Below are 19,924 nucleotides of genomic sequence, written 5' to 3' on the forward strand. Positions count from 1 at the left end.
CAGGGCGGGGACGTTCAACCGCCCTTCGTCACCGGAATCAGCGCTCCACTGACGGCGCGTGCCGCCGGCGATGCAAGGAACTGGATGACCTCGGCAATCGCGCCCGGTTGCACCCATTGGCTGAAGTCGGCATCCGGCATGTCGGCGCGATTGGTCGGCGTGTCGATAATGCTGGGCAGGATCGCGTTCACCGTGATGTCCTTGCCCGCCAGTTCGGCCGCCAGGCTCTCGGTCAATTTATGCACGGCCATTTTCGATGCGGCATAGCCGCCCATGCCCGCTGCGGCGACGACGGCGCCCACCGCGCCGATGTTGACGATGCGGGCTTGCGCCGCCTTCTCCAGTTCCGGCAGAGCCGCCTTGGTCATGTTGACGCAGGTGGTGGCGTTCATCGCGAACATGCGGTTCCATGTCGCGCTGCCTCCATCCGCCAGCGTCTCCCATATGAAGCCGCCCGCGACATTGACCAGCACGTCGATCGATCCCAGCGCTTCCACGATGTCCGCCACCAGCTTCTGCGTTGCGGAGAAGTCGGTCAGATCGACGCCGCCCATGTCGAAGCAGCCCGCCGGAGTCTCCGCCGGGGCAGGGGCGTAATCGACCCGCGCCACCCTGTCTCCTGCTGCCGCGAAGGCAGAAGCGACGGCGCCGCCCAATATCCCGAAAGCGCCGGTGACGACGACAGTTCGTGCGGTCATGCAATATCCTCTGGTCAGATGTTGAACCTGTCATATCCATATATTCGGCAAGTGGAGCGGGCAAATCAGCCCGCCGCGGCCTTGCGCACCAGCGGCCGGACATAGGAGATGTCGCTCTTGTCGCGCCGGTTGGGGCCTGTGCTGAAGATGCGCGCCTTCCATTCGTCGGGAATTTCGGCCGCCGTCAGCGTCGCCGTCATTTCATTGACGCAGACCCTGTCGGCAATGCGCCACTCGCTGTTGCGCCTTTCGAACCGGTCCACATAGCGGCCGAAGCTGAGCTGGGGCGGTGCGCCCTTATTCTCGCCCCAGAAAGTATAATAGGTTTCCCCATGCGCCGTGTCGCCGTCGATCTCGACCGTGTGGTTGCTGATCGCGTGATGATGCCTGGTCTGGAATTCGCCATGCCATCCGATCGCCCAGTCGACGAAATCGGCGGCATAGCCTTCCGCAACGCCATGATCGTCGAAAGCGTCGGGCCAATAGGCCGACAGCATCAGTTCGCGGTCGTGCCGGTCGACGCCGCGCGTATAGCGCAGCAGGCAGTCGTGGATGGCGGTGCGGTCCTTCATCTCCTGAAGGAAGGCGATGAGGTCGGGCGTAAGTTCGGTCATGGCAATCCCTTTGCGCTGTCGGTGCATGGGCGAACGAAGCGGCGGTCCGCTTCGCCCGCCCTGATCCCTCAGGCCGGTTGCAGGCTCTTTTCGGGCGCGGTTTCCGGCGCTTCCTTGCCCCCGCGCACGAGGCGGCCGGGCAGCGCGCCCGTGGAGCGGCCGTTGCGATAGGTGACCACGCCGCTCACGATCGTCGCGTCATAACCGTCCGCGCGCTGTTGCAGGCGGCGGCCGCCCGTTGGCAGATTATAGACGACATGCGGGGCGTAGAGATGCAGCCTTTCCATGTCGATGATGTTGAGGTCCGCCTTGTACCCCGGCCTGATCAGGCCGCGGTCGTGCAGACCGACGGCATGGGCCGGCTCATAGGTCAGCTTGCGCACGGCGTAGGGCAGGTCGACCTTCCTGTCGCCCTTGGCGTCGCGCACCCAATAGGTCAGGAAGTAGGTGGTATAGGCGGCGTCGCAGATCATGCTGTAATGCGCGCCGCCATCCCCCAGCGCCGGAAAGGTCCTGTCGTTCTTCACCAGGTTGCGGCCGGAGCTTTCGAACTTCTCGCCTTCCGAATTGCCGAGAGGACGATAGAGCACTTCCCGCCCGTCGCGCTGGAGCAGCGCGTCATAGATCAATTCCTTGGGATCGACGCCCATGGCGCGGGCTCGGGCGCCGATGCTCTCGTCGCTGCGGGGATTGTAGTTCGGCGGATTGCCGAGCACGAACATGGCGTCGAGATCGGAGATGACATAGACGAAGAAGGCCTGCGGATCGTCCGGCTCCTCCGCGATCAGCTTCTTGCGGAACTCCGGATCGCGCATCCGTTCCACCTTCTCCTCCAGCGGCAGATGCTCGATAGCGCGGAAGCTGGGGTTGAAGGAGAAGGGGTGCATGGACAGTTCAAGGCCCAGCAGCGCGCCGGTCGGACGCGGAATGATCTGGCCGCGCACTTCCAGACCTTGCTGCTTGGAGGCCTCCAGCCGGGCGACCATTTCCTGCCAGTCGCCTTCGCCCTTGGGCGTCTGCATGAAGGTGAAGGAAACCGGGCGGCCCGACGTCCGCGCAATGTCGTCCAGCAGGTCCATGCGCTCGGCCGCCGTCACGTCATAGCTGGGCACCATCTGGAACACGCCTTTGCCGGCGTCGCGCAGGCCCTCGGCCAGCGCCAGCACTTCCTGGTCCTCGCTCTTGACCGAAGGGGCGGGGCGACCGTCGCGGAACTGGTGCGCATAGCTGCGCGACGTGGTGACGCCCAGGGCGCCGGCGTGGATCGCCTCCGCAGTAAGGCGGCGCATTTCCGCCAGATCCTCTGGCGTCGGCGGTTCCAGATTGGCGCCGCGTTCGCCCATCACATAGACGCGCAGAGGACTATGAGGCAATTGCGCGGCGAAATCGATGTCGCTTTCGCGCTTCTCCAGCGCATCCAGATATTCGGGGAAGGTTTCCCAGTTGAACGGCACGCCTTCGGCCATGACGACTTCGGGAATGTCCTCTACGCCTTCCATCAGCTTGATCATCAACCTGCGGTGCTCGGGACGCGAGGGAGCGAAGCCGACGCCGCAATTGCCCATGACCACCGTCGTCACACCGTGATCGGAGGAGGGGGCCAACCTGTTCTCCCAGGTGATCTGCCCGTCATAATGGGTATGCACGTCGACGAAACCCGGCGTGACGATGCGGCCGGCGGCGTCGATCTCTTCCCGCGCGACGCCCCGGACATCGCCCACCGCCGCGATCAACCCGTCCCTGACGGCGACATCCGCAACGAACGGCTCTCCGCCGCTGCCGTCATATATGGCGTCACCTCAAGGTTTGTGCGCCAGACAACGATTTGGCGGACATAATGAGAACAAAGGCTATGCCACGCGTTTGAGGCGCGCCATGGGATCGTTGAGGGCGCGGAATTCGCCGGGGGCGAGCGGTTTTGCCCGTTGCCAGAGATAGTCTCCGGTCAAGCTGATATGCGCCCAGCCCATTGGGGAAAGGTGGGCGAGGAGCGCGTCATCGAAAAGGACGCCGGATGTTGTGAGGTGCTGGGCGGCCCTGTCCAGATAGATGGTATTCCAATATGCTATCGCCGCGATCAGCAGGTTCAAACCCGATGCCCGATATTCCTGGTTCTCGATCGACCGGTCCGTGAACCGACCCTGCCGGTTGGTGTAGATGGCGGCGGCGAGGGTATGGCGTGCTTCCCCCTTGTTGAGGCCGGCCTGGCAGGCCCGGCGTAAGTCGGGCTGCTCCAGCCAGTCGATCGTGAACAGCGTCCGCTCGATGCGGCCGAGTTCGGCCAGCGCGAAATCCAGCCTGTTCTGGCGTTTGTAAGCGGCCAGCTTGCGCAGGATCGCGGAGGGCGCGACGGCTCCCTCCTTGATAGAGGCGACGATCCTGACGATGTCATCCCAATCGGCTTCGATCGCCGCGGTCTTGATCGTGCGCCCCATGAGGCTTTCGATGCCCTTGTAGGTCGAGGGCACGGCGATGGAGCCGAGTTTCCTGTCCGCAATGTCGCGCAGACGGGGCACGAAACGGAAGCCGAGAAGATGGCAAAGGGCAAAGACATGATCTGTCGCGCCGCCGGTATCGGTGTAATGTTCATGCAGCGGCAGCGCACCGGCACCCAGCATCAGGCCGTCGAGCACATAGGGGGCTTCGCCGGCAGTGGCCGACATGATCCGCGATCCGAACGAGGCGAAATGGTCGGACAGGTGGGAGTAGATCTTCAGGCCCGGCTCGCCGCCATATTTTGCATTGATGTCGGCCGCCGCCGATCGACTGCGGCCGGTGCGGAAGAACTGCCCATCGGAGGATGAGCTGGTGCCGGCGCCCCAATGGCGCGTGAACGAAAGATCATGGTGTGCGGCAACGATCATGGCCAACGCGGCCTGGTAGTTGTCGGGCGACAGATACCAGTTATGTGTCCAGGCAAGCTGGGCGTAGCTCACTCCGTCACTGGCATTGGCCATCCGCTCAAGGCCCAGATTCGATCCATCGGCCAGGATGGCCGCAAGGATAGCATGCGGGTTGTCATGCTCCTTGCCGGAACGAAGATCGCGAAACGCGCTCAGAAACCCGGTGCGCTCGGCCACCTCGACCAAGAGTTCGGTGATCCGCACGCGCGGTAGCAGCGCGTCGAGCCTGCGATCGAGGGCCTCCGCCTCGGGCGGCGTGATCGCTTGCATCGGTTGCAGCTTGAGCCGGTCGCGCTCGATCGCCACGCCCACTAGCCTGTTCGCCTTGAGCTGCTTGGCGAAACGGCGCAGCCGCCAATCAAGCGTCCTCGCCCGCTCCTCCAGATAGGCGGCTGCATCGGTCTGGAATGGCAGGCTGTCGGCCATCTTACTGGCCTCGCGCCGACTTAGCAGATAGGCGTAGAAGCGACGATAATTGCGGGTTCCTTCGACCCAAATGTCGCCCGCGCGCAACCGATCGCGCAGCGTGGCCATGACCGCTGTCTCATAGCGCCGGCGGTCGACCTGGCCGCCCTCGGTGATGAGGTGTTTCCACTGCCGGTTGGCAAATGGCAGGGGAACGTCATCGGGCAGGCTGCGCGTTTTACGCGCATTGGCATCGCGGATGATATCGATGGCTTTGACCAGTTGCGACCCGCTTCCCGTTGCTTTGAACGTGAATGCGTCGAGAAAAGCCGGGCTGAACCGCCGCAACGTCGCATAACGCCCGGTTGCAGCGACAAGGGCATCCTCCCCCGCCAAGTCGGCCAAGGCATCGACCTGCGCCTTTGCCGCGACCAGCCTGTGCCAGCCCACTGCCTCGTCGATCAGTTCCAGCGGATTGCCGCCATGCTCGACCGCCTCTCCCAGCGCCGCGATCGTGGCGCCAAACAACCGCATGAGTTCGCCGACCGAGCGGATGCTGTCCTGATAGCGCCTTTCACGGCCGCGCCGCGCGCGGGTGAATAGGCTCCCGACAAGCCTATCGAACATCTGGATCGCCGCATCGGCGAGCCGGACCTCGAGATCGATCACAGCCGCGACCAAGGTCGCGCGTCGCCTGCCGAGACTATAGTCGGAAAGCAGAAATGCCGGCGCCGCGCCACCTTCGCGCATGAATTGCGCTAACCGGAAATCGGGGATTCTGGCACCGATCGCGGGGTCGATGCCGATCTCGCGCACATAGCGCAGCCGTTCCAGCAGGCCGTTGATATTGGCTGTCGTCGGCGCCTCCTCGAAATTGCGCAGCCATGCCAGCGGCGTCATGCCGAAGTCGCTGCTGTTGGCGATCAAATCGTCGATGCGGGCCAGTTCGGCGTGGCTCAGGCTTGCAACGATGGTGGCTGCCGCGGCTTTGCGTGCGCGCGCCCTGCCTGCGAGACCGGCACGTTCGAGCGTGTCAGCCGATGGGAGAATGAATCGTTCCCGCTTCAATCCCTCCATCAATGCGCGAACGATTGGTTCGCCCCGATCGGTCCGGTCGGCCGCCTCCGCGGCAAGATCAAGCGCTAGCGGAATATCCCCTCGCCGGAAAGGGCGTAACCCGAGGTGCCGTGCGGCGATGTCGGCATGATCGTTACGCGTCTGGGGACGCTGACTATAATCGGCGAAAACCTCCGCTTCGACAAATATCTGGGCAGCGAGGTAATGAAGGATGGCATCCGGGACGCCGATAGCCGGCTGTAAGCCGAAACCGGGATGCCGCATCAATGCAATCTGCACTGCCAGGCCGAGACGATTAGGGGAGCGATGACGGCGGCCGATCAGGTCGAGATCCTCGACGGCAAGCGTATAGTGGCTGACGATCGCAGTTTCGTCATGGGGCGCATCGAACAGGCGTCGCCGTTCTTCCCCGGTCAATAATCGCCGCCGCGCCATACTGCCTCCCGCCGACTCCTGGGCAGCAGGCTAGCGTCAATCTGGAATATAGCCTAACCGGACGTCAGGAAAGCGCAGCAATTTCTGTCAGGATAGGGTTGAGACAAGCATTTGTTGACGCCTGTCTCGTCGTATTATAGATTTCAACCTGACAGATTGGCCGGGGGTGACGATGAAAGGTCAAAGGATCGGGTACATCCGGGTGAGCACATTCGATCAGAATGTCGATCGCCAGTTGGAAGGTCAGTCGCTCACCGGGTCTTTACCGACAAAGCATCGGGCAAGGACGTCAATCGGCCCCAGCTCGACGCCATGCTCGCCTTCGCCCGTGAGGGCGATACCGTCCTGGTGCACAGCATGGATAGACTGGCGCGCAATCTCGACGATCTGCGCAAGCTGGTCCAGTCTCTCACGAAGAGAGGCATCCGCATCGAGTTCGTGAAGGAGAGCCTTGCCTTTTCCGGCGAGGATTCCCCCATGGCCAATCTGATGCTTTCGGTCATGGGCGCGTTCGCCGAATTTGAGCGTGCCTTGATCCGGGAACGGCAGCGCGAAGGAATTGCGCTTGCCAGGCAACGCGGCGCTTATCGCGGACGGAAACGGTCCCTCTCTGACGATAAGGTCGCCGAGCTACTCCGCCGTATTGCCGCCGGCGAACGTAAGGCCACCATCGCCCGCGACCTGGGGATCAGCCGTGAAACCCTATACCAGTATCTCCGCGTCGCGGCCTGACGCCTATGTTCCCACAATGTCCGGCAAATCGTTGTCTGGCGCACAAACCTTGAGGTGACGCCTATATGCTACCCCCCCGGATGATGAGATCATAGTCGGGCATGAATGCTTCCTCTCAACTTGGCCTTCGGGCCTGTGATCTGATTGAGCAGTTCGATCGCAAAGCCTGCATCGCGGCCATTGCATCCTGTCAGCACGGAAGCCTGACTTATGGCCGCCCATGTGCCAAGCCGTCTCGTCCCGCACCGCGCCACATTTCAGATAAGCGATACCTGCACGGCCGATGGAGGAGGAAGGAAGCAACGCCAAAATCCACGAAAGTACGATAATATATCTTATGTTAAATCAAATTGCGGCCGCTTCCAGCCTGTTCGTCCTGCCCAGCTTCATGGCGGCGGGCTGCGTTTACCTGATGATGGGCCGCTATCCTCGACACAAGGACTAAGCGCTGTCCCACCAATGCCCGCCCGGAGGACTCCACCGATAGTTAGGCCCCTAAAGGACTTTTCGTTCAATCCCGGAACAGCACCCCTTATGCTTCCGTCCGGCATCATGACGGAGGATGGGATGACTGAAATCACCAGGGCGAAGACACAGGAGCCCAAGGAACGGCGGCTGAAGACTGCGGTCGATCATGTCTTCGATCCTTTGGACCCGGAAACGATCCGCAATCCTGGCCCCGCCTATTCGGCGCTTGCCGCCCAATGTCCCTTTTATCACTATAAGGGAGAGGAATATCAGTTCTACATCACCAGCGATTACAAGGAAATTCGCGACAAGATCCTGTCCGACAATCCCATATGGTCGTTCAAATGGGGCGATGCACCCATGGATTGGGAAGCGTTCAGCGATTTCGGGATATTGACCGATCCCCCCTTCCACCTCGAATATATCGCCGCCCTGCGCAGGGGGATGACGCCGGCCCGCATGCGCTATTATCTGCCGGAGGTGGAGACGATTGCGGAAGATCTGGTCTCCGGACTGGAAAGTCGGGCGGACAAGCAGGGCAATTTCCACGATCTCTTCTGCCTCCCGCTGCCTGCCCGGACCATGTGTTTCATGCTGGGAGCCGACCAAGCGCTCCATGCCGATTACAAGCGCTGGGCGGATGAATTGCAGTCGCTGCTGTTCAACGACAGGAATCCGAACGCCGAACAGACGCTCATCGCGGAAATCCAGCCACATTTCATGGGCCTGATCGAAGCGCGCAGGCAATTGTTGCGCGACGCGGGCATCGATGAACCGACCCATGAACATTGGGGAACGGTGCTGCCGTTCGACTATATCTCGCTCGGTCTCGTCAGCCGCGTGGAGGGTAGGCGCTTCAACGACATGGAATTGTTCCAGATCTGCACCGCGCTATTGACCGGAGGGCAGGAAACGACCACCAGCCTGCTCACCAATGTGGTCTGGCGGCTGCTGGAAGCCCCCGAACGGTGGGAGCGGTTGAAGGCCGAGCCGCATCTGGTGGAAAATGTGATCGAGGAAAGCCTGCGCTTCGATCCGCCGATCAATTCCCATTTCCGCACCAGCCTGTGCCCGGTACAGATGCATGGCGCGGAGCTGCCCGAACGCAGCAAGCTCATGTTCTCGATGATGGGGGCCAATCGCGATCCGGACATCTTCCCCGATCCCGACAGCTTCATCATGGATCGGCCGCTCAACCAGGTGAAGCGGCATTTGTCCTTCGGCTATGGCGTTCATTTCTGCCTGGGGGCGCCCATCGCCCGCCTGGAGGCGCAGGTCGGCTTGCGGAAGCTGGTCGAACGCCTGCCCGATCTGCGTCTGACGGGAAGTCCCGAGCGGATCGATAGCTGGATCTATTGGGGACAACGCCAACTGCCTGTCGCCTGGGACTGATCACCTCTTTTCGTGCACTGAATGGCGATGGACACGGTGCGGCGATCATCGCGCCTGTCCCTGCATCCCCGCAAGGATCGCCATGCCCTCCATGGCCAGTCCCTGATCCAGTTCCGCGGCCAGCCGCCCCTTGATCTCACGCGTAAGCAGCATGCGGGTATAGCGGTTGGCAATGGCGGGTCGCGCGGCAATCGTGCGGGCCAGTTCCCACGCGCGGGGCATCAGGGCTTCGGGCGACAGCACCTCCCCCACCAGGCCCAGCGACAGGGCTTCGGCCGCGCCGATCTCCTGCCCCGTCATCAGGAAATAACGGCCGCGGTTCGGCCCCAGCAGCATCGGCCAGATGCTGTGCACGCCGTCGCCCGGCACCACGCCGGCCAGCGCGTGCGGCCTGTCCGCAAAGACGGTCTCTTCGGCCGCCAGCACGACATCGGCCAGCAGCGCGATCTCCGCATGGATGAAGGCGGGTCCGTTGACGGCCGCCAGCACCGGTATCTCGATCGCCAGCAGATTGTTGAGCAGCGCCCTGCCCTCGCGGAAGATCACGTCCCACGTCGCCGCGCCCATCTGCGGCATGTCGCAGTCCATGTCGAACTCCGCGCAGAAGCTGTCGCCCGTGCCGGTGATCAGCAGCACGCGCGCGTCGGGATCGGCGGCGACCTGCGCGAAGGCGATGCCCAGTTCCCTGTGCAACCCGCCCCAGAGCGCCCATTTGGCCGGGCCGCCGCGATGGTGGATGCGCAATTCGACGATCCCGTCATCCTGCGTCATTATGATATTGTCGAACGCCTCGCCCATCGCTCTTCCCCTCGTCCTTTTCCGTGCTATCAAGTGCATACTTGATAACTGGCGCCGACGCCATGGCAAGCAGGAAAGGCGATTGGAAGGATGACGAAGGTCAACGACGCGGTTCAGAACGTGCTGGACCAGCTTGTCGCGGAGGGCAAGGAAATCGGCATTCAGGTCAGCGCCTGGCTGGGCGAGGAACAGATTGTCGACTGCTGGGCGGGCCTTGCCGATGCCGCCACGGGCAGGCCGGTCGACGGCGACACGCTGTTCAACGTCTATTCCGTGTCGAAGGCGGTGACCGCCACCGCCCTGCATATCCAGGCCGAACGGGGCCTGGTCGAATATGATGCGCCCGTCGCCGCCTACTGGCCCGAATTCGCCCAGGCCGGAAAGGGCGACGTCACCCTCCGCCACGTCCTTTCCCATGTGTCTGGCGTGCTGCGCATGCCGCCCGACGTGACGCCCGAACTGATGACCAACTGGGACTGGATGTGCCGCCGCATCGCGGAGATGGAGGGGGTCTATCCCGCCGGCAGCCGTTCCTCCTACCAGTCGATGACCTTCGGCTGGATGGTGGGCGAAGTGGTGCGCCGGACCGATCCGAAACGCCGCCCCTTCGGCCAGTTCATCAAGGAGGAGATAGCGGACCCGCTGGGCGCCGCCGATCTGTGGATGGGCATAGCCGATGCCGTCGAACCCCGCATCGCCAGGCTGGACGCCGCCGCCGTCTATGTCGCCCCGGACAATAATATGATGCGGGAGGCGCAGCCCCTGATCGTCGACCTGATGCCCGATCCGTTCGAACGCCCCTATGTGCGCCGCGCCTGCATTCCGGCGGTCGGCGGCATCTTCAACGCGCGGAGCAACGCCCGTTTCTGGGCGATGCTGGCCAATGGCGGGCAGTTCAACGGCGTCCGCCTGCTGTCGGAGGAACGCGTCGCCAGCTTCGCCGCGCCGCGCCCGCATTTCGAGGACGCCGATCCCGTCTTCTTCGGCATGGTGGTGCCGATCGCCTGGTCGGGCTTCTGGCTGGGCGGCGCGGAAAATCCGCCCGTATCTGCCCCTCGCAACATGCGGGCGCTGTGCCATCCGGGCATGGGCGGCAATATCGGCTGGGCCGACCCCGACCTGAAGCTGGCGGTCGGCATCTGCCACAACCGCATGTTCGATACGGTCGATATTGCGGAAGACAGCCGCACCATCATTGGCGATGCCATCCGGGCGGCGCTCCGATGACCTATGATTATATCATCGTCGGCGGCGGCTCCGCCGGATGCGTGCTGGCCGACCGCCTGTCGGAAAATCCGGCGAACAGCGTGCTGCTGCTGGAGGCGGGGCCGGAGGACCGCAACCCCTTCATCCACATGCCGCGGGGCGCCGCAAAGCTCTACACCGACCCCCGCCATGTCTGGTATTTCCAGACCGAGGAGCATGAGGGCATTCCCGCCGAAACCTGGATACGCGGCAAGATGCTGGGCGGCTCCTCTTCCGTCAACGGCATGATGTATTTCCGCGGCCAGCCCGAAGATTATGACGGGTGGGAAGCGCTGGGCGCGAAAGGCTGGGGATGGAACCGGATCGGCGCGGCCTTCCGCGCGATGGAGGGGCATGAGCTGGGCGGCGACGCGCTGCGCGGGGGCGACGGGCCGCTGCGCATCTCGGTGGAACCGATGCGCGACCCGCTGACCGAAGCCTTCATCGCCGCGGGCGAGCAGATGGGCGTGCCCCGCGTCGACGATCTCAACCGGTCGGGTCGCGCAGGCGTCGGCTATACGCCGCGCACCATCTGGAAGGGCAAGCGGCAGAGCGCGGCCCAGACATTTCTGAAACGGGCGCGGGGCCGATCCAATCTGCACATCGTCACCGGCGCGATCGTCGACAGGGTCTTGTTCACCGGCCAGCGCGCAACCGGCGTCCGCGCCCATGTGAACGGCGTTGCCCGGGACTTCGCCAGCGGCCGCGACATCATCGTCAGCGCGGGCGCGCTGATGTCGCCGCAAATCCTCCAGCGCTCCGGCATCGGGGCGGCCGAACTGTTGCGCGACCTGGGCATTCCCGTCGTGGCGGACAGTCCGGGCGTGGGCGAACATATGCTGGAACACCGCCTGCTCTCCATGGTCTATGACCTTGCTGTTCCGCACAGCCAGAACAAGGAACTGGCCGGCCTGAAACTGGTCGGCAATGTGCTGCGCTATTATCTCACCCGCACCGGGCCGATGGCGGCGGGCTACGGCAATGTCGGCGCCTTCGCGACCGTGCTGCCGGAATCGGAGACGCCCGACATAGAGATATTGCTTTCCCCTGCCGTCGCGGCGCCGGACGCCAAGGGCAATATGGTCGCGGATGCAGCGCACAGCATCACCCTGTTCGGCTATCCGTTGCGCTCGCGCAGCGAAGGGTCCGTGCGGATCACGGCGGCCGATCCCATGGCCCCGGCGAAGATCCGCGCGGGCTATCTGACCGATCCCTATGATTGCGCGGTCACGGTCGCGATGCACCGCTATCTGCGCGACTGGATGTCCCGTCCCGCCATCGCGCCGATGATCGCGGGGGAGCGCGAGCCGACCCGATCGCTCCGGACCGACGATGAAATCCTCTCGGCCTTCCGCCAGATCGGCCAGGCGGGCTATCACGCCTGCGGCACCTGCCGCATGGGCGATTTCGACGATGCGGTGCTGGACGAAAAACTGCGCGTGAAGGGTGTCGACGGCTTGCGCGTCATGGATGGATCGATCATGCCTATGATGGTTTCGGCCAATACCAACGGGCCGATCATGGCGTCGGCATGGAACGCGGCCGACATTATCTTGGAGGGGCGCAATCGCTAAAATCCTGACAGACGAAACCGCCTCCGCCGAAGATGGCGGGCGCATGCGGCGGCGGCGGCGCACGCGCGAGGATGTGGTCCAGCGCATCTGCGACGCAGCGCGGCAATTGTTCGCGGAGCGCGGCTATGGCGGCACCACCACGCGGGAGATCGCGCGTCTGGCCGACGTCAGCGAAACCCTGCTGTTCCGCTATTATGGCGACAAGGCGGGACTGTTCAATGAAGTGGTGATCGCGCCGTTCGACGCGCTGATGGCCGACTTCGTCGAACTCCATCCCGATCCCACCGCGCCATTCCCCAGGCAGGCGGAAACGCGCCGCTTCACCCGGCAGGTCTATGAATTGTTCGAAGGCAATGAGGCGATGTTCCGCGCCCTGCTGGCCGGACCGCCAAGCGGCGGCGAGGATGCGGCGCCGGGCCTGCGCGGCCTTGCGCCCTTTTTCCAGCAATCGGTCGATCAGGTCCGTCAACGCTATGCGCTGGCGGGGATCGATCCGCCCTTCGACCTTGGCATCGGCGTGCGTCTGGGCTTCGGCATGATCGCCGCCAGCGTGATCCTGCGCGACGCGCTCTTCCCCGATCCGCCGGGCCGTGAGGCCGTGTTGGACGTGCTGGAGCAACTGATCGCCCAGTCGCTGGTGGGGCCGCCCATCGATTGACAGCCCGACTGGCCCGACTTATGTAGCATATGCTTCATAGGAGAGATTCCGGCCATGGAACCCGCCGTCAGAATTCAGGAATATGACGATCCGAGCTACGATCCGTTCAGCGCGGACGACATCAATTTCGGGGACACGCTCGATCCCTATGCGAAGATCGCGAAATGGCGGGCGCAGACCCCGGTGCTGGAAGGCGATTACCGCCCCAAAATGGGCCTGCAATCCGCCACTTACCCGGATCGCAAGATGTTCACGATCGTCGGTTCGGACGAGATATTGACGGTCCTGACCGACACCGACCGCTTTTCCAACCATGGCTACAGGTTCAACATCGGGGAAACCTTCGGCCAGGGCAGCATCAGCGTCATGGACAATCCCGAACATGGCCGCTGGCGGAAGATCTTCCAGAAAATATTCCTGCCCCAATATGTGAAAACATGGGGTGAAACCATTGTCGATCCGGTGGTTCATAAATTGATGGGCAGGTTCATGGGCACCGGCCGCGCCGACCTCATCGAACAATTCACCCTGCTTTATCCTTTCGAGGTGATCTATCAGCAGCTCGATCTCCCGGAATCGGACGTACGCACCTTCCAGCGGCTGGCCATTGGCCAGACCGACTATATGCACATCGACAAGGCGCAGGAGGCATCGCGCAAGCTGGGCGAATATTTCACCGCGCTGGTGGACGAACGGCGGCGCAATCCGGGCGACGATCTGGTCAGCCTGCTCGCCAATACCGAAGTGGACGGCGATTATCTGCCGCCGCTGGTGCTGATCTCCTTCCTGCGGCAATTGATGAACGCGGCGGGCGACACCACCTATCGCGGGACCAGCGTGCTGCTGACCGCGCTGCTGGAAAATCCCGACCAGCTCGACGCCATCCGGGAGGATCGAAAGCTCATACCCGTCGCAATCGAGGAGGCGCTGCGCTGGGACGGCCCCGTCGCCGTGCAGCTTCGCATGGCGAAGCAGGATGTGGTGCTCGGCGGCGTCGAAATTCCGGCCGGATCGCTGCTCGACGTGGTGGCGGGCGCCGCCAATCGCGACCCGGCGATCTTCCCCGATCCCGACAAGTTCGACATCTTCCGCGAGCGCAAGGCGCACTTCTCCTTCTCGCGCGGACCGCATATCTGCGTCGGCCAGCATCTGGCGCGGGTGGAGATGACCCGCGCGCTGCATGCGGTGCTGGATCATCTGCCCAATCTGCGCTTCGACCCCGACAAGCCGCGGCCCGAGATACGCGGCTCGATGATGCGCGTGCCCAGGCATCTCCATGTCCGCTTCGGCGACTGATCTTCATCCAGGGGACCCAATATGCCAAATGTGATCGTCACCACCCGCGATGGCGCGGAAAGGGAAATTGCCGCCGAAACCGGACTGTCCTTGATGGAAGCGATCCGCGATGCCGGGATCGACGAGATGCTGGCGCTTTGCGGAGGATGCTGTTCCTGCGCGACCTGCCATGTGAAGGTCGACCCGGCCTTCTTCAGGCTGTTGCCGACGGTCAGCGAGGATGAAAGCGACCTGCTGGACAGTTCCGAACATCGCGACGAATATTCGCGATTGTCCTGCCAGATTCCTCTCACGGCGGAGCTGGACGGCCTGCGCATCGCGATTGCGCCGGAGGATTGAGAGGCGGCGACCGGCGGGAGCCGCGATCCATCGCATCTGTGAAATCCTGACCCATGCGCAGGCGCGGCCCTTGCCTCGCCTGCCCCCTGGGTCAAGACAGTTTCGGAGAGGGAAAACAGAGAATGAGCGCTGACATGACAAGCGTGGCTGAAGGCGAGCTGGCACCGCGTCCCGACCATGTACCGGCCGCGCTGGTGCGCGATTTCAACATCTACGATATTCCGGGGTCGGCAGAGGATGTGCAGGCGGCCTATGCCGCGATCCAGCAGGCCAATCCCGATATATTCTGGACCCCCCATAATGGCGGTCACTGGGTTGCAACCCGCAGCGACGACATCATCGCGATGCAGCGCGACTATCATCATTTCTCGCACAAGCACATCGTCCTGCCCCCGATGCCGGAAGGCACGCCGCGCCAGATCCCGCTGGAGATGGACCCGCCCGAACATGCGCGATACCGGCGCCCGCTGATGCAGTCGCTGATGCCTGCCGTGGTCTCCGAACTGGAGAGCAAGGTGCGCGATGTCGCGGTGGAGGCGATAGAGCGCGTGCTGCCGCGGGGCGAATGCGAATTCATCGAGGATTTCGCCAAGATCCTCCCCATCCACGTCTTCCTGGAACTGGTCGATCTGCCGATCTCCGACAAGCATCGCCTGTTGCCGATCGCGGAACGTTCGGTGCGCGGCCACACCGCCGAAATACGGTTGCAGGCGCAGCAGGAAATGGGCGGTTATCTGATAGATGAAATTCGCGCCCGTCGCGACAATCCCGGAGAGGATTTGCTGAGCAAGCTGGTCAACGTCAATGTCGGTGAAGGTCGGATTTCCGAAATGGAGGCCGTCAGTTACGCAACGCTGGTGTTGTTCGGCGGGCTCGACACCGTGGCCGGCATGATTGGTTTCATCGCCCGTTTCCTGGCCCTGAATCCAGGTCATCGCCGTCAGTTGGTCGAGCGGCTGGATGATGAGGATTTCATCAAGCATGCGATTGAGGAGATGATTCGTCGTCACGGTCTGGCCAATACGTCCCGCGTGATCACCGAGAACCTCGAATATAAGGGCGTATATTTCCAGGCGGGCGACCGCATATTGCCCGCCAATCTCTGGGTCGGTACGGACGACCGGGTGAACGCAGATCCGCTGGTGGTGGATTTCAGCCGTGAAAAGCCGGTGCACGCGGCGTTCGGAAACGGAGCCCATGCCTGTCCGGGCGCAGTGCTGGCGCGGCGGGAAATTCGCATTTTCCTCCAGGAATGGCTGAGCCGCATTCCGGATTTTCGCATCAAGCCGGGAACGAAGCCGGTACTGGCGACGGGCATGGTCAACGGTGTGCTCAGTCTGGACCTGTGCTGGCCCTGAGCCGCCGTCGATAGCTCCATGCCGGTGGAGGGCAGCGCGAACATGCCTCGCAAGCCTCTGGACCAACTCAACGCCGGCCGTTCCTTCTATGCACAGCGCATGCCCGAGATGGAGAGCGAGCATTTCGGGCCGCTCTGGCATTTGTTCACGGTCGGGCATCTGGTCACGACCGATCTGGACGGCATCGCGGGCAAGCTGGGATATAGTTTCGCTGATCTCGACCTTCTCGGCACGCTGGCGATCGATCAGGACATGCCGCACCGGGCGACCGATCTCGCCTCCACCCTCCATATATCCAATGCCGTGATCTCGACCAGGATCGCGCGCCGGGAAAAGGCGGGCGTGCTGAAGCGCCAGCGCAACCCGGAGGACCGACGGGTTTTCGACCTGGCGCTGACGCCGCCGGGACGCGCGCTCATCGAGCGAGCCATTGTCGACATTGCCGCGCAGTCGAAGCTGGTCCGCTTCTTCCGCCAACTCAGCCCCACCGACCGGCAGACCTTGTCCCGGCTGCTGGGCGACCTGCACCAGCGGTTCGACCGCGAATTCATCGGCGGGCTGTAGCACCGCCAGGTCTGGAGCGCGCTGCACTGAATCGGACGCGGGTCGCGCGCTCCAAATTCCGTTTCCGCATCCTTTCGGGCGGAAAACCGGTTCTCGCCCTTCGACAGGCTCAGAACAGGCTTTTCCGCCCGATGCTTTAGCCCGATGCCCGGTCCGCCAGCGACCGCGAGGCATGTTCCGGTCAGATCAGGCCTTGGCGGCGCGCCGCTTTGGCGACGGCGGTGAATTCATCATAGACGGTCAGAGGTTCATGAACGATGGCATCGTCCGTGACGCTGCCCCAGTGAGCGGCAATATCCTCCACGCTGGGCGGCATAGGCCCCATCGGCGCAACCCAGCCATCGGCGGCGCAGATGCGCACCTTCGCGTAACGGCCGCTATTCTGCGAATAGATGCCGTGGGTGGAAGTGCATTGTTCGCTGACCAGATAGACTGCCAGCGGCGTATTGAACGCCACTTCGATGCGGCCCTCGCTCGCGGCGTAATCGGCGCCTTGCACCGCCTCCGCAAAGGCGGGGATTTCCATGAAACCAGCGTCCATTTCCGCTGCCAGCCGGGATTGCGCGGTGGGCAGCAGCAGGTTCGACGTGATGCCATAGGCCGATCCCTCGATGGCGACGATATGGCTGAGGCCCATGAGGCCGCCCTTTGCCGCTGCGTAATTGGCCTGCCAGGCGTGGCCGAACATGGCGGATGCCGAACCGGTGAAAAGGAACCGGCCGTAGCCGTTTCGACGCATTGCGCGATAGGCGGGCTGGGCGACATAGATGGCCCCTTTCAGATGCACGTCGATGATCGCGTCGATCTGCTCATCGGTCAGATCTTCGAACCGGCCATTGCGCAGGAAGCCTGCATTGTTGATGCAGATGTCGACCTTGCCGAAGGCATCTAGCGCGGTCTGGACAATGGCCGCACCTCCCTGTCGCGTCGACACGCTGTCGTAATTGGCGACCGCTTCCCCGCCCTTGCCGCGAATTTCCTGGACCACCAGGTCCGCCGCATTATGCGATTGCCCCTGCCCCGATCCGCTGCCTCCCAGATCGTTCACGACGACCTTCGCGCCGCGCCGGGCAAGCTCCAGCGCGTAATCCTTGCCCAAACCGTTGCCTGCGCCGGTGATGATCGCCACGCGGCCGTCGAAACGCAAATCGGTCATGTCCATCCTCTTCTTCCATTCTCTTTCGGCCCATGCGTTCGTCACGCGCAAACAGGCGGTCATCCATGGCGAGCGGCAGCCGGGGCGATCCTATCCCTTCGCCCGACCGGCGCCAGCATGGGCAAGAAAGATCGGCTATTCGATGAAAACAGGCGTCAGGGGTACTCAGTTTACGCTCTGGACCTGACCGCCGTCCACGCGGACATTGGCGCCGGTCATGTATCCGGCATGCGGGCTCGCGATCATGCAGACGACATGGGCGATCTCCTCGACCCGGCCGATGCGGCCGACGGGGATCGGCGTCAACTCGCGAGCGGCGCGGGCTTCTGCTTCCTCCAGGGAAATGTCGCCCCAGCCCATGTTCCGCTTGAGATTGCCGAGCCATGCCTCGACTGCCGGAGTGAGGATCATGCCGGGGCTGACACTGTTCGCGGTGACGCCGCAGGGTCCCAGTGCCTTCGCCAGGCTGACGGTCATGTTCAGCATGGCCGCCTTGGCCGCGCCATAATCCGGGCCGAAGGCGATGGGCTGCGTGGCCGCGGCACTGGCGATGTTGATGATGCGGCCCCATCCTTTCGCCTGCATCGCGGGCAGAAGCCGCCGGATCATCCGCGCGGCGGCAATGGCGTTGAGCTGATAGGTACCCTCCCAACCCTCTTCGTCCACCTCCGTCCAATGCATGGCAGAGGTGCCCACGGCGCTGGAGTGGGCCCCTGGGGTCGGACAGGTGGGACCATAATGATTGACCGTGGGTTTGGCTTTTGGAGAAAAGCCAATGCGACACCGTTCCCACAGCATGGAGTTCAAACGTCAGGTCGTTCAGGAATATCTGGGCGGCGAAACATTGCATGGGCTGGCCAAGCGTCATGACGTTTCTCGCCAATTGATCCGGGTCTGGATTGAGAAGTATGAGGCGGGCGAGTTCGACGATGACGCGCAAGCGGCTGATCTCATCCAGCAATATGAGGCCCGCATCGCCGCGCTGGAACGCCTGGTAGGCAAGCAGGCTCTCGAACTGGAGTTTCTAAAGGGGGCTCTGCAAAGCGCACCGCGGCCGAGAAACGGGACTACATCCGTCATCACCGGCCCCTTGGCATCTCCGTCTCCCAGGGGTGCAGACTGATGGGTATCGCACGTTCAACCTATTATCATGGGCGGGTGAAGCGGGTTGACGAAGCCGATCTGCTGGCCGCAATCATGGCGATCTGCGATGAGTTTGAGGCTTATGGCTGGCGACGCGTACGGGCGGCCCTTCAGCACCAGGGCATCTGCGCAAATCATAAGCGCATCAAGCGTTTGATGCGGGAACACAGCCTTCAGCCGCGGAGACGGCGGAGATATGTCGCAACGACTGACAGTGATCACGATCTGCCGATCTTCCCGGACCTGGCAAAGGACGTCGCTCTGACAGGTGCGGATCAGCTCTGGGTCGCAGATCTGACCTATGTCGCGATTGCGAGTGGCTTTGCTTATGTGGCGATCATCCTAGACGCATGGTCAAGGCGGGTGGTTGGCTATGCCATCGGTCGGTCGATCGATGCCCGCCTCGCCATTGCCGCGCTTGAAACTGCTATCGCAAGTCGGCAGCCCTCACCGGGCCTCATTCATCATTCGGACCGTGGATCCCAGTACGCAGCCGCTTCCTACCGTGCGCTGCTGGCAGCCAATGGCATTACCGGATCGATGAGCCGGCGCGGAAATCCTTACGATAACGCCAAGGCGGAAAGCTTCATGAAAACGCTCAAGGTCGAGGCGGTCTACCCGATGGCGTTCGAGACTTTCGAGGATGTCGCCACCCATCTTCCACCGTTCATCGACCGCGTCTACAATGAACGCCGACTGCATTCCGCTCTGGGCTATTTGAGCCCGGTGCAGTTTGAGGAGTTACACACCAAAACTATGGTCAAATCCGCGGCCTGATACCTGTCCGACCCCAGGGGCCCACTCCAGCGCCGCCGGCATTGTTCACCAATATGTCGACCTCCCCGACTGCCTTCGCCACCGCGTCCGCCCCTGCATCGGTGGAAAGATCGCCAATCGCCACGCAGACGCCGCGGCCAATCGAATCCGCCACGGCACGCGCCTTTTCCGCATCGCGGCCATGCACAATCACGGCGCAGCCTTCCGCCGCCAATAGTCGGGCTATGCCCGCGCCGATGCCGGAACTGCTGCCCGTCACCAGCGCGCGCTTGTCTGCCAGTCCAAGGTCCAT

At 63.0% G+C, this 19,924-nt stretch carries 20 protein-coding genes; 12 read left to right on the plus strand and 8 right to left on the minus strand.

All coding sequences use genetic code 11. The features are described 5' to 3' along the window. Positions 1 to 14: 14 nt before the first annotated feature. The 4 genes from H5V43_RS19145 to H5V43_RS19160 all read right to left on the minus strand — a co-directional run bounded on the left by H5V43_RS19145 (position 15) and on the right by H5V43_RS19160 (position 6,132). Complete coding sequence (locus H5V43_RS19145) at positions 15 to 698, minus strand: SDR family NAD(P)-dependent oxidoreductase (protein WP_025550285.1); 684 nt, start codon at positions 696 to 698, stop codon at positions 15 to 17. A gap of 65 nt (positions 699 to 763) precedes the next feature. Next, positions 764 to 1,312, minus strand: coding sequence for a nuclear transport factor 2 family protein (locus H5V43_RS19150; protein ID WP_025550287.1), 549 nt, complete (start codon positions 1,310 to 1,312; stop codon positions 764 to 766). A gap of 68 nt (positions 1,313 to 1,380) precedes the next feature. Continuing rightward, complete coding sequence (locus H5V43_RS19155) at positions 1,381 to 3,102, minus strand: N-acyl-D-amino-acid deacylase family protein (protein WP_193666897.1); 1,722 nt, start codon at positions 3,100 to 3,102, stop codon at positions 1,381 to 1,383. 60 nt (positions 3,103 to 3,162) lie between these two features. Then, the gene (locus tag H5V43_RS19160) at positions 3,163 to 6,132 is read right to left on the minus strand and encodes a Tn3 family transposase (protein WP_193666820.1); all 2,970 of its coding nucleotides are present in this window, start codon (positions 6,130 to 6,132) and stop codon (positions 3,163 to 3,165) included. A 312-nt stretch (positions 6,133 to 6,444) separates the two neighbouring features. Here H5V43_RS19160 and H5V43_RS19165 point away from each other — a divergent pair, with 312 nt between their 5' ends. Next, on the plus strand, positions 6,445 to 6,864 hold the full coding sequence (locus tag H5V43_RS19165) for a recombinase family protein (protein ID WP_444544591.1): 420 nt from the start codon (positions 6,445 to 6,447) through the stop codon (positions 6,862 to 6,864). Positions 6,865 to 7,431: 567 nt separating this feature from the next. Next, positions 7,432 to 8,724, plus strand: coding sequence for a cytochrome P450 (locus tag H5V43_RS19170; protein WP_025552200.1), 1,293 nt, complete (start codon positions 7,432 to 7,434; stop codon positions 8,722 to 8,724). A gap of 45 nt (positions 8,725 to 8,769) precedes the next feature. Here H5V43_RS19170 and H5V43_RS19175 read toward each other — a convergent pair whose 3' ends face one another. Then, positions 8,770 to 9,522, minus strand: coding sequence for an enoyl-CoA hydratase/isomerase family protein (locus tag H5V43_RS19175; RefSeq protein ID WP_025552201.1), 753 nt, complete (start codon positions 9,520 to 9,522; stop codon positions 8,770 to 8,772). Positions 9,523 to 9,612: 90 nt separating this feature from the next. Here H5V43_RS19175 and H5V43_RS19180 point away from each other — a divergent pair, with 90 nt between their 5' ends. The 7 genes from H5V43_RS19180 (at position 9,613) to H5V43_RS19210 (ending at position 16,556) form a co-directional block, all read left to right on the plus strand. Continuing rightward, the gene (locus H5V43_RS19180) at positions 9,613 to 10,749 is read left to right on the plus strand and encodes an EstA family serine hydrolase (protein ID WP_025552203.1); all 1,137 of its coding nucleotides are present in this window, start codon (positions 9,613 to 9,615) and stop codon (positions 10,747 to 10,749) included. Continuing rightward, on the plus strand, positions 10,746 to 12,341 hold the full coding sequence (locus tag H5V43_RS19185; RefSeq protein ID WP_025551993.1) for a GMC family oxidoreductase: 1,596 nt from the start codon (positions 10,746 to 10,748) through the stop codon (positions 12,339 to 12,341). Before H5V43_RS19180 ends, H5V43_RS19185 begins: the two co-directional genes overlap by 4 nt. A 43-nt stretch (positions 12,342 to 12,384) precedes the next feature. Next, complete coding sequence (locus H5V43_RS19190; protein WP_025551994.1) at positions 12,385 to 12,999, plus strand: TetR/AcrR family transcriptional regulator; 615 nt, start codon at positions 12,385 to 12,387, stop codon at positions 12,997 to 12,999. Positions 13,000 to 13,053: 54 nt separating this feature from the next. Beyond that, positions 13,054 to 14,295 carry a cytochrome P450 gene (locus tag H5V43_RS19195; protein ID WP_025551996.1) on the plus strand — a complete coding sequence of 414 codons (1,242 nt, stop codon included), beginning with the start codon at positions 13,054 to 13,056 and terminating at the stop codon, positions 14,293 to 14,295. Between the two features lie 21 nt (positions 14,296 to 14,316). Further along, positions 14,317 to 14,634 (plus strand): 2Fe-2S iron-sulfur cluster-binding protein, encoded by a 318-nt coding sequence (locus tag H5V43_RS19200; RefSeq protein WP_025551998.1) that lies wholly within the window; start codon positions 14,317 to 14,319, stop codon positions 14,632 to 14,634. Positions 14,635 to 14,768: 134 nt separating this feature from the next. Beyond that, positions 14,769 to 15,992, plus strand: a complete 1,224-nt coding sequence (locus H5V43_RS19205; protein ID WP_025552000.1) for a cytochrome P450 — start codon at positions 14,769 to 14,771, stop codon at positions 15,990 to 15,992. A gap of 42 nt (positions 15,993 to 16,034) precedes the next feature. Beyond that, positions 16,035 to 16,556: a MarR family winged helix-turn-helix transcriptional regulator gene (locus tag H5V43_RS19210; RefSeq protein ID WP_037484252.1), complete on the plus strand. Its 522-nt coding sequence runs from the start codon at positions 16,035 to 16,037 to the stop codon at positions 16,554 to 16,556. A 181-nt stretch (positions 16,557 to 16,737) separates the two neighbouring features. On the opposite strand, the gene H5V43_RS19215 is transcribed toward H5V43_RS19210, so the two are convergent. Continuing rightward, positions 16,738 to 17,712: an SDR family NAD(P)-dependent oxidoreductase gene (locus tag H5V43_RS19215; protein ID WP_025552002.1), complete on the minus strand. Its 975-nt coding sequence runs from the start codon at positions 17,710 to 17,712 to the stop codon at positions 16,738 to 16,740. Here H5V43_RS19215 and H5V43_RS19220 point away from each other — a divergent pair. After that, entirely contained in the window at positions 17,711 to 17,899 is a 189-nt protein-coding gene (locus H5V43_RS19220; protein WP_128830886.1) for a hypothetical protein, read from the plus strand. The genes H5V43_RS19215 and H5V43_RS19220 overlap by 2 nt on opposite strands. Here the strand turns inward: H5V43_RS19220 and H5V43_RS19225 are convergent. Further along, on the minus strand, positions 17,878 to 18,393 hold the full coding sequence (locus H5V43_RS19225) for an SDR family NAD(P)-dependent oxidoreductase (protein WP_025552003.1): 516 nt from the start codon (positions 18,391 to 18,393) through the stop codon (positions 17,878 to 17,880). The two genes, H5V43_RS19220 and H5V43_RS19225, sit on opposite strands and share 22 nt — an antisense overlap. Before the next feature lie 94 nt (positions 18,394 to 18,487). Here H5V43_RS19225 and H5V43_RS19230 point away from each other — a divergent pair, with 94 nt between their 5' ends. Both H5V43_RS19230 and H5V43_RS19235 read left to right on the plus strand, forming a co-directional pair. Further along, a complete protein-coding gene (locus tag H5V43_RS19230) occupies positions 18,488 to 18,835 on the plus strand; it encodes a transposase (protein ID WP_037484504.1) in 348 nt (115 codons plus the stop codon). After that, on the plus strand, positions 18,808 to 19,632 hold the full coding sequence (locus H5V43_RS19235; RefSeq protein WP_242495903.1) for an IS3 family transposase: 825 nt from the start codon (positions 18,808 to 18,810) through the stop codon (positions 19,630 to 19,632). Before H5V43_RS19230 ends, H5V43_RS19235 begins: the two co-directional genes overlap by 28 nt. Here the strand turns inward: H5V43_RS19235 and H5V43_RS19240 are convergent. Next, positions 19,616 to 19,924, minus strand: a complete 309-nt coding sequence (locus tag H5V43_RS19240) for an SDR family NAD(P)-dependent oxidoreductase (RefSeq protein ID WP_244968693.1) — start codon at positions 19,922 to 19,924, stop codon at positions 19,616 to 19,618. The genes H5V43_RS19235 and H5V43_RS19240 overlap by 17 nt on opposite strands.

The organism is Sphingobium fuliginis (assembly GCF_015074805.1).
Classification (GTDB): Bacteria; Pseudomonadota; Alphaproteobacteria; order Sphingomonadales; family Sphingomonadaceae; genus Sphingobium; species Sphingobium fuliginis.

What these genes read in the sequence shown, in the direction of transcription:
- H5V43_RS19160 (WP_193666820.1), bottom strand. Translation starts at nt 6,132, where the DNA reads ATGGCGCGGCGGCGATTATTGACCGGGGAAGAACGGCGACGCCTGTTC.
- H5V43_RS19200 (WP_025551998.1), top strand. Translation starts at nt 14,317, where the DNA reads ATGCCAAATGTGATCGTCACCACCCGCGATGGCGCGGAAAGGGAAATT.
- H5V43_RS19240 (WP_244968693.1), bottom strand. Translation starts at nt 19,924, where the DNA reads ATGGACCTTGGACTGGCAGACAAGCGCGCGCTGGTGACGGGCAGCAGT.
- H5V43_RS19175 (WP_025552201.1), bottom strand. Translation starts at nt 9,522, where the DNA reads ATGGGCGAGGCGTTCGACAATATCATAATGACGCAGGATGACGGGATC.
- H5V43_RS19180 (WP_025552203.1), top strand. Translation starts at nt 9,613, where the DNA reads ATGACGAAGGTCAACGACGCGGTTCAGAACGTGCTGGACCAGCTTGTC.
- H5V43_RS19205 (WP_025552000.1), top strand. Translation starts at nt 14,769, where the DNA reads ATGACAAGCGTGGCTGAAGGCGAGCTGGCACCGCGTCCCGACCATGTA.
- H5V43_RS19145 (WP_025550285.1), bottom strand. Translation starts at nt 698, where the DNA reads ATGACCGCACGAACTGTCGTCGTCACCGGCGCTTTCGGGATATTGGGC.
- H5V43_RS19210 (WP_037484252.1), top strand. Translation starts at nt 16,035, where the DNA reads ATGCCTCGCAAGCCTCTGGACCAACTCAACGCCGGCCGTTCCTTCTAT.
- H5V43_RS19225 (WP_025552003.1), bottom strand. Translation starts at nt 18,393, where the DNA reads ATGCATTGGACGGAGGTGGACGAAGAGGGTTGGGAGGGTACCTATCAG.
- H5V43_RS19190 (WP_025551994.1), top strand. Translation starts at nt 12,385, where the DNA reads ATGCGGCGGCGGCGGCGCACGCGCGAGGATGTGGTCCAGCGCATCTGC.
- H5V43_RS19230 (WP_037484504.1), top strand. Translation starts at nt 18,488, where the DNA reads ATGCGACACCGTTCCCACAGCATGGAGTTCAAACGTCAGGTCGTTCAG.
- H5V43_RS19165 (WP_444544591.1), top strand. Translation starts at nt 6,445, where the DNA reads ATGCTCGCCTTCGCCCGTGAGGGCGATACCGTCCTGGTGCACAGCATG.
- H5V43_RS19170 (WP_025552200.1), top strand. Translation starts at nt 7,432, where the DNA reads ATGACTGAAATCACCAGGGCGAAGACACAGGAGCCCAAGGAACGGCGG.
- H5V43_RS19215 (WP_025552002.1), bottom strand. Translation starts at nt 17,712, where the DNA reads ATGACCGATTTGCGTTTCGACGGCCGCGTGGCGATCATCACCGGCGCA.
- H5V43_RS19195 (WP_025551996.1), top strand. Translation starts at nt 13,054, where the DNA reads ATGGAACCCGCCGTCAGAATTCAGGAATATGACGATCCGAGCTACGAT.
- H5V43_RS19150 (WP_025550287.1), bottom strand. Translation starts at nt 1,312, where the DNA reads ATGACCGAACTTACGCCCGACCTCATCGCCTTCCTTCAGGAGATGAAG.
- H5V43_RS19185 (WP_025551993.1), top strand. Translation starts at nt 10,746, where the DNA reads ATGACCTATGATTATATCATCGTCGGCGGCGGCTCCGCCGGATGCGTG.
- H5V43_RS19220 (WP_128830886.1), top strand. Translation starts at nt 17,711, where the DNA reads ATGTCCATCCTCTTCTTCCATTCTCTTTCGGCCCATGCGTTCGTCACG.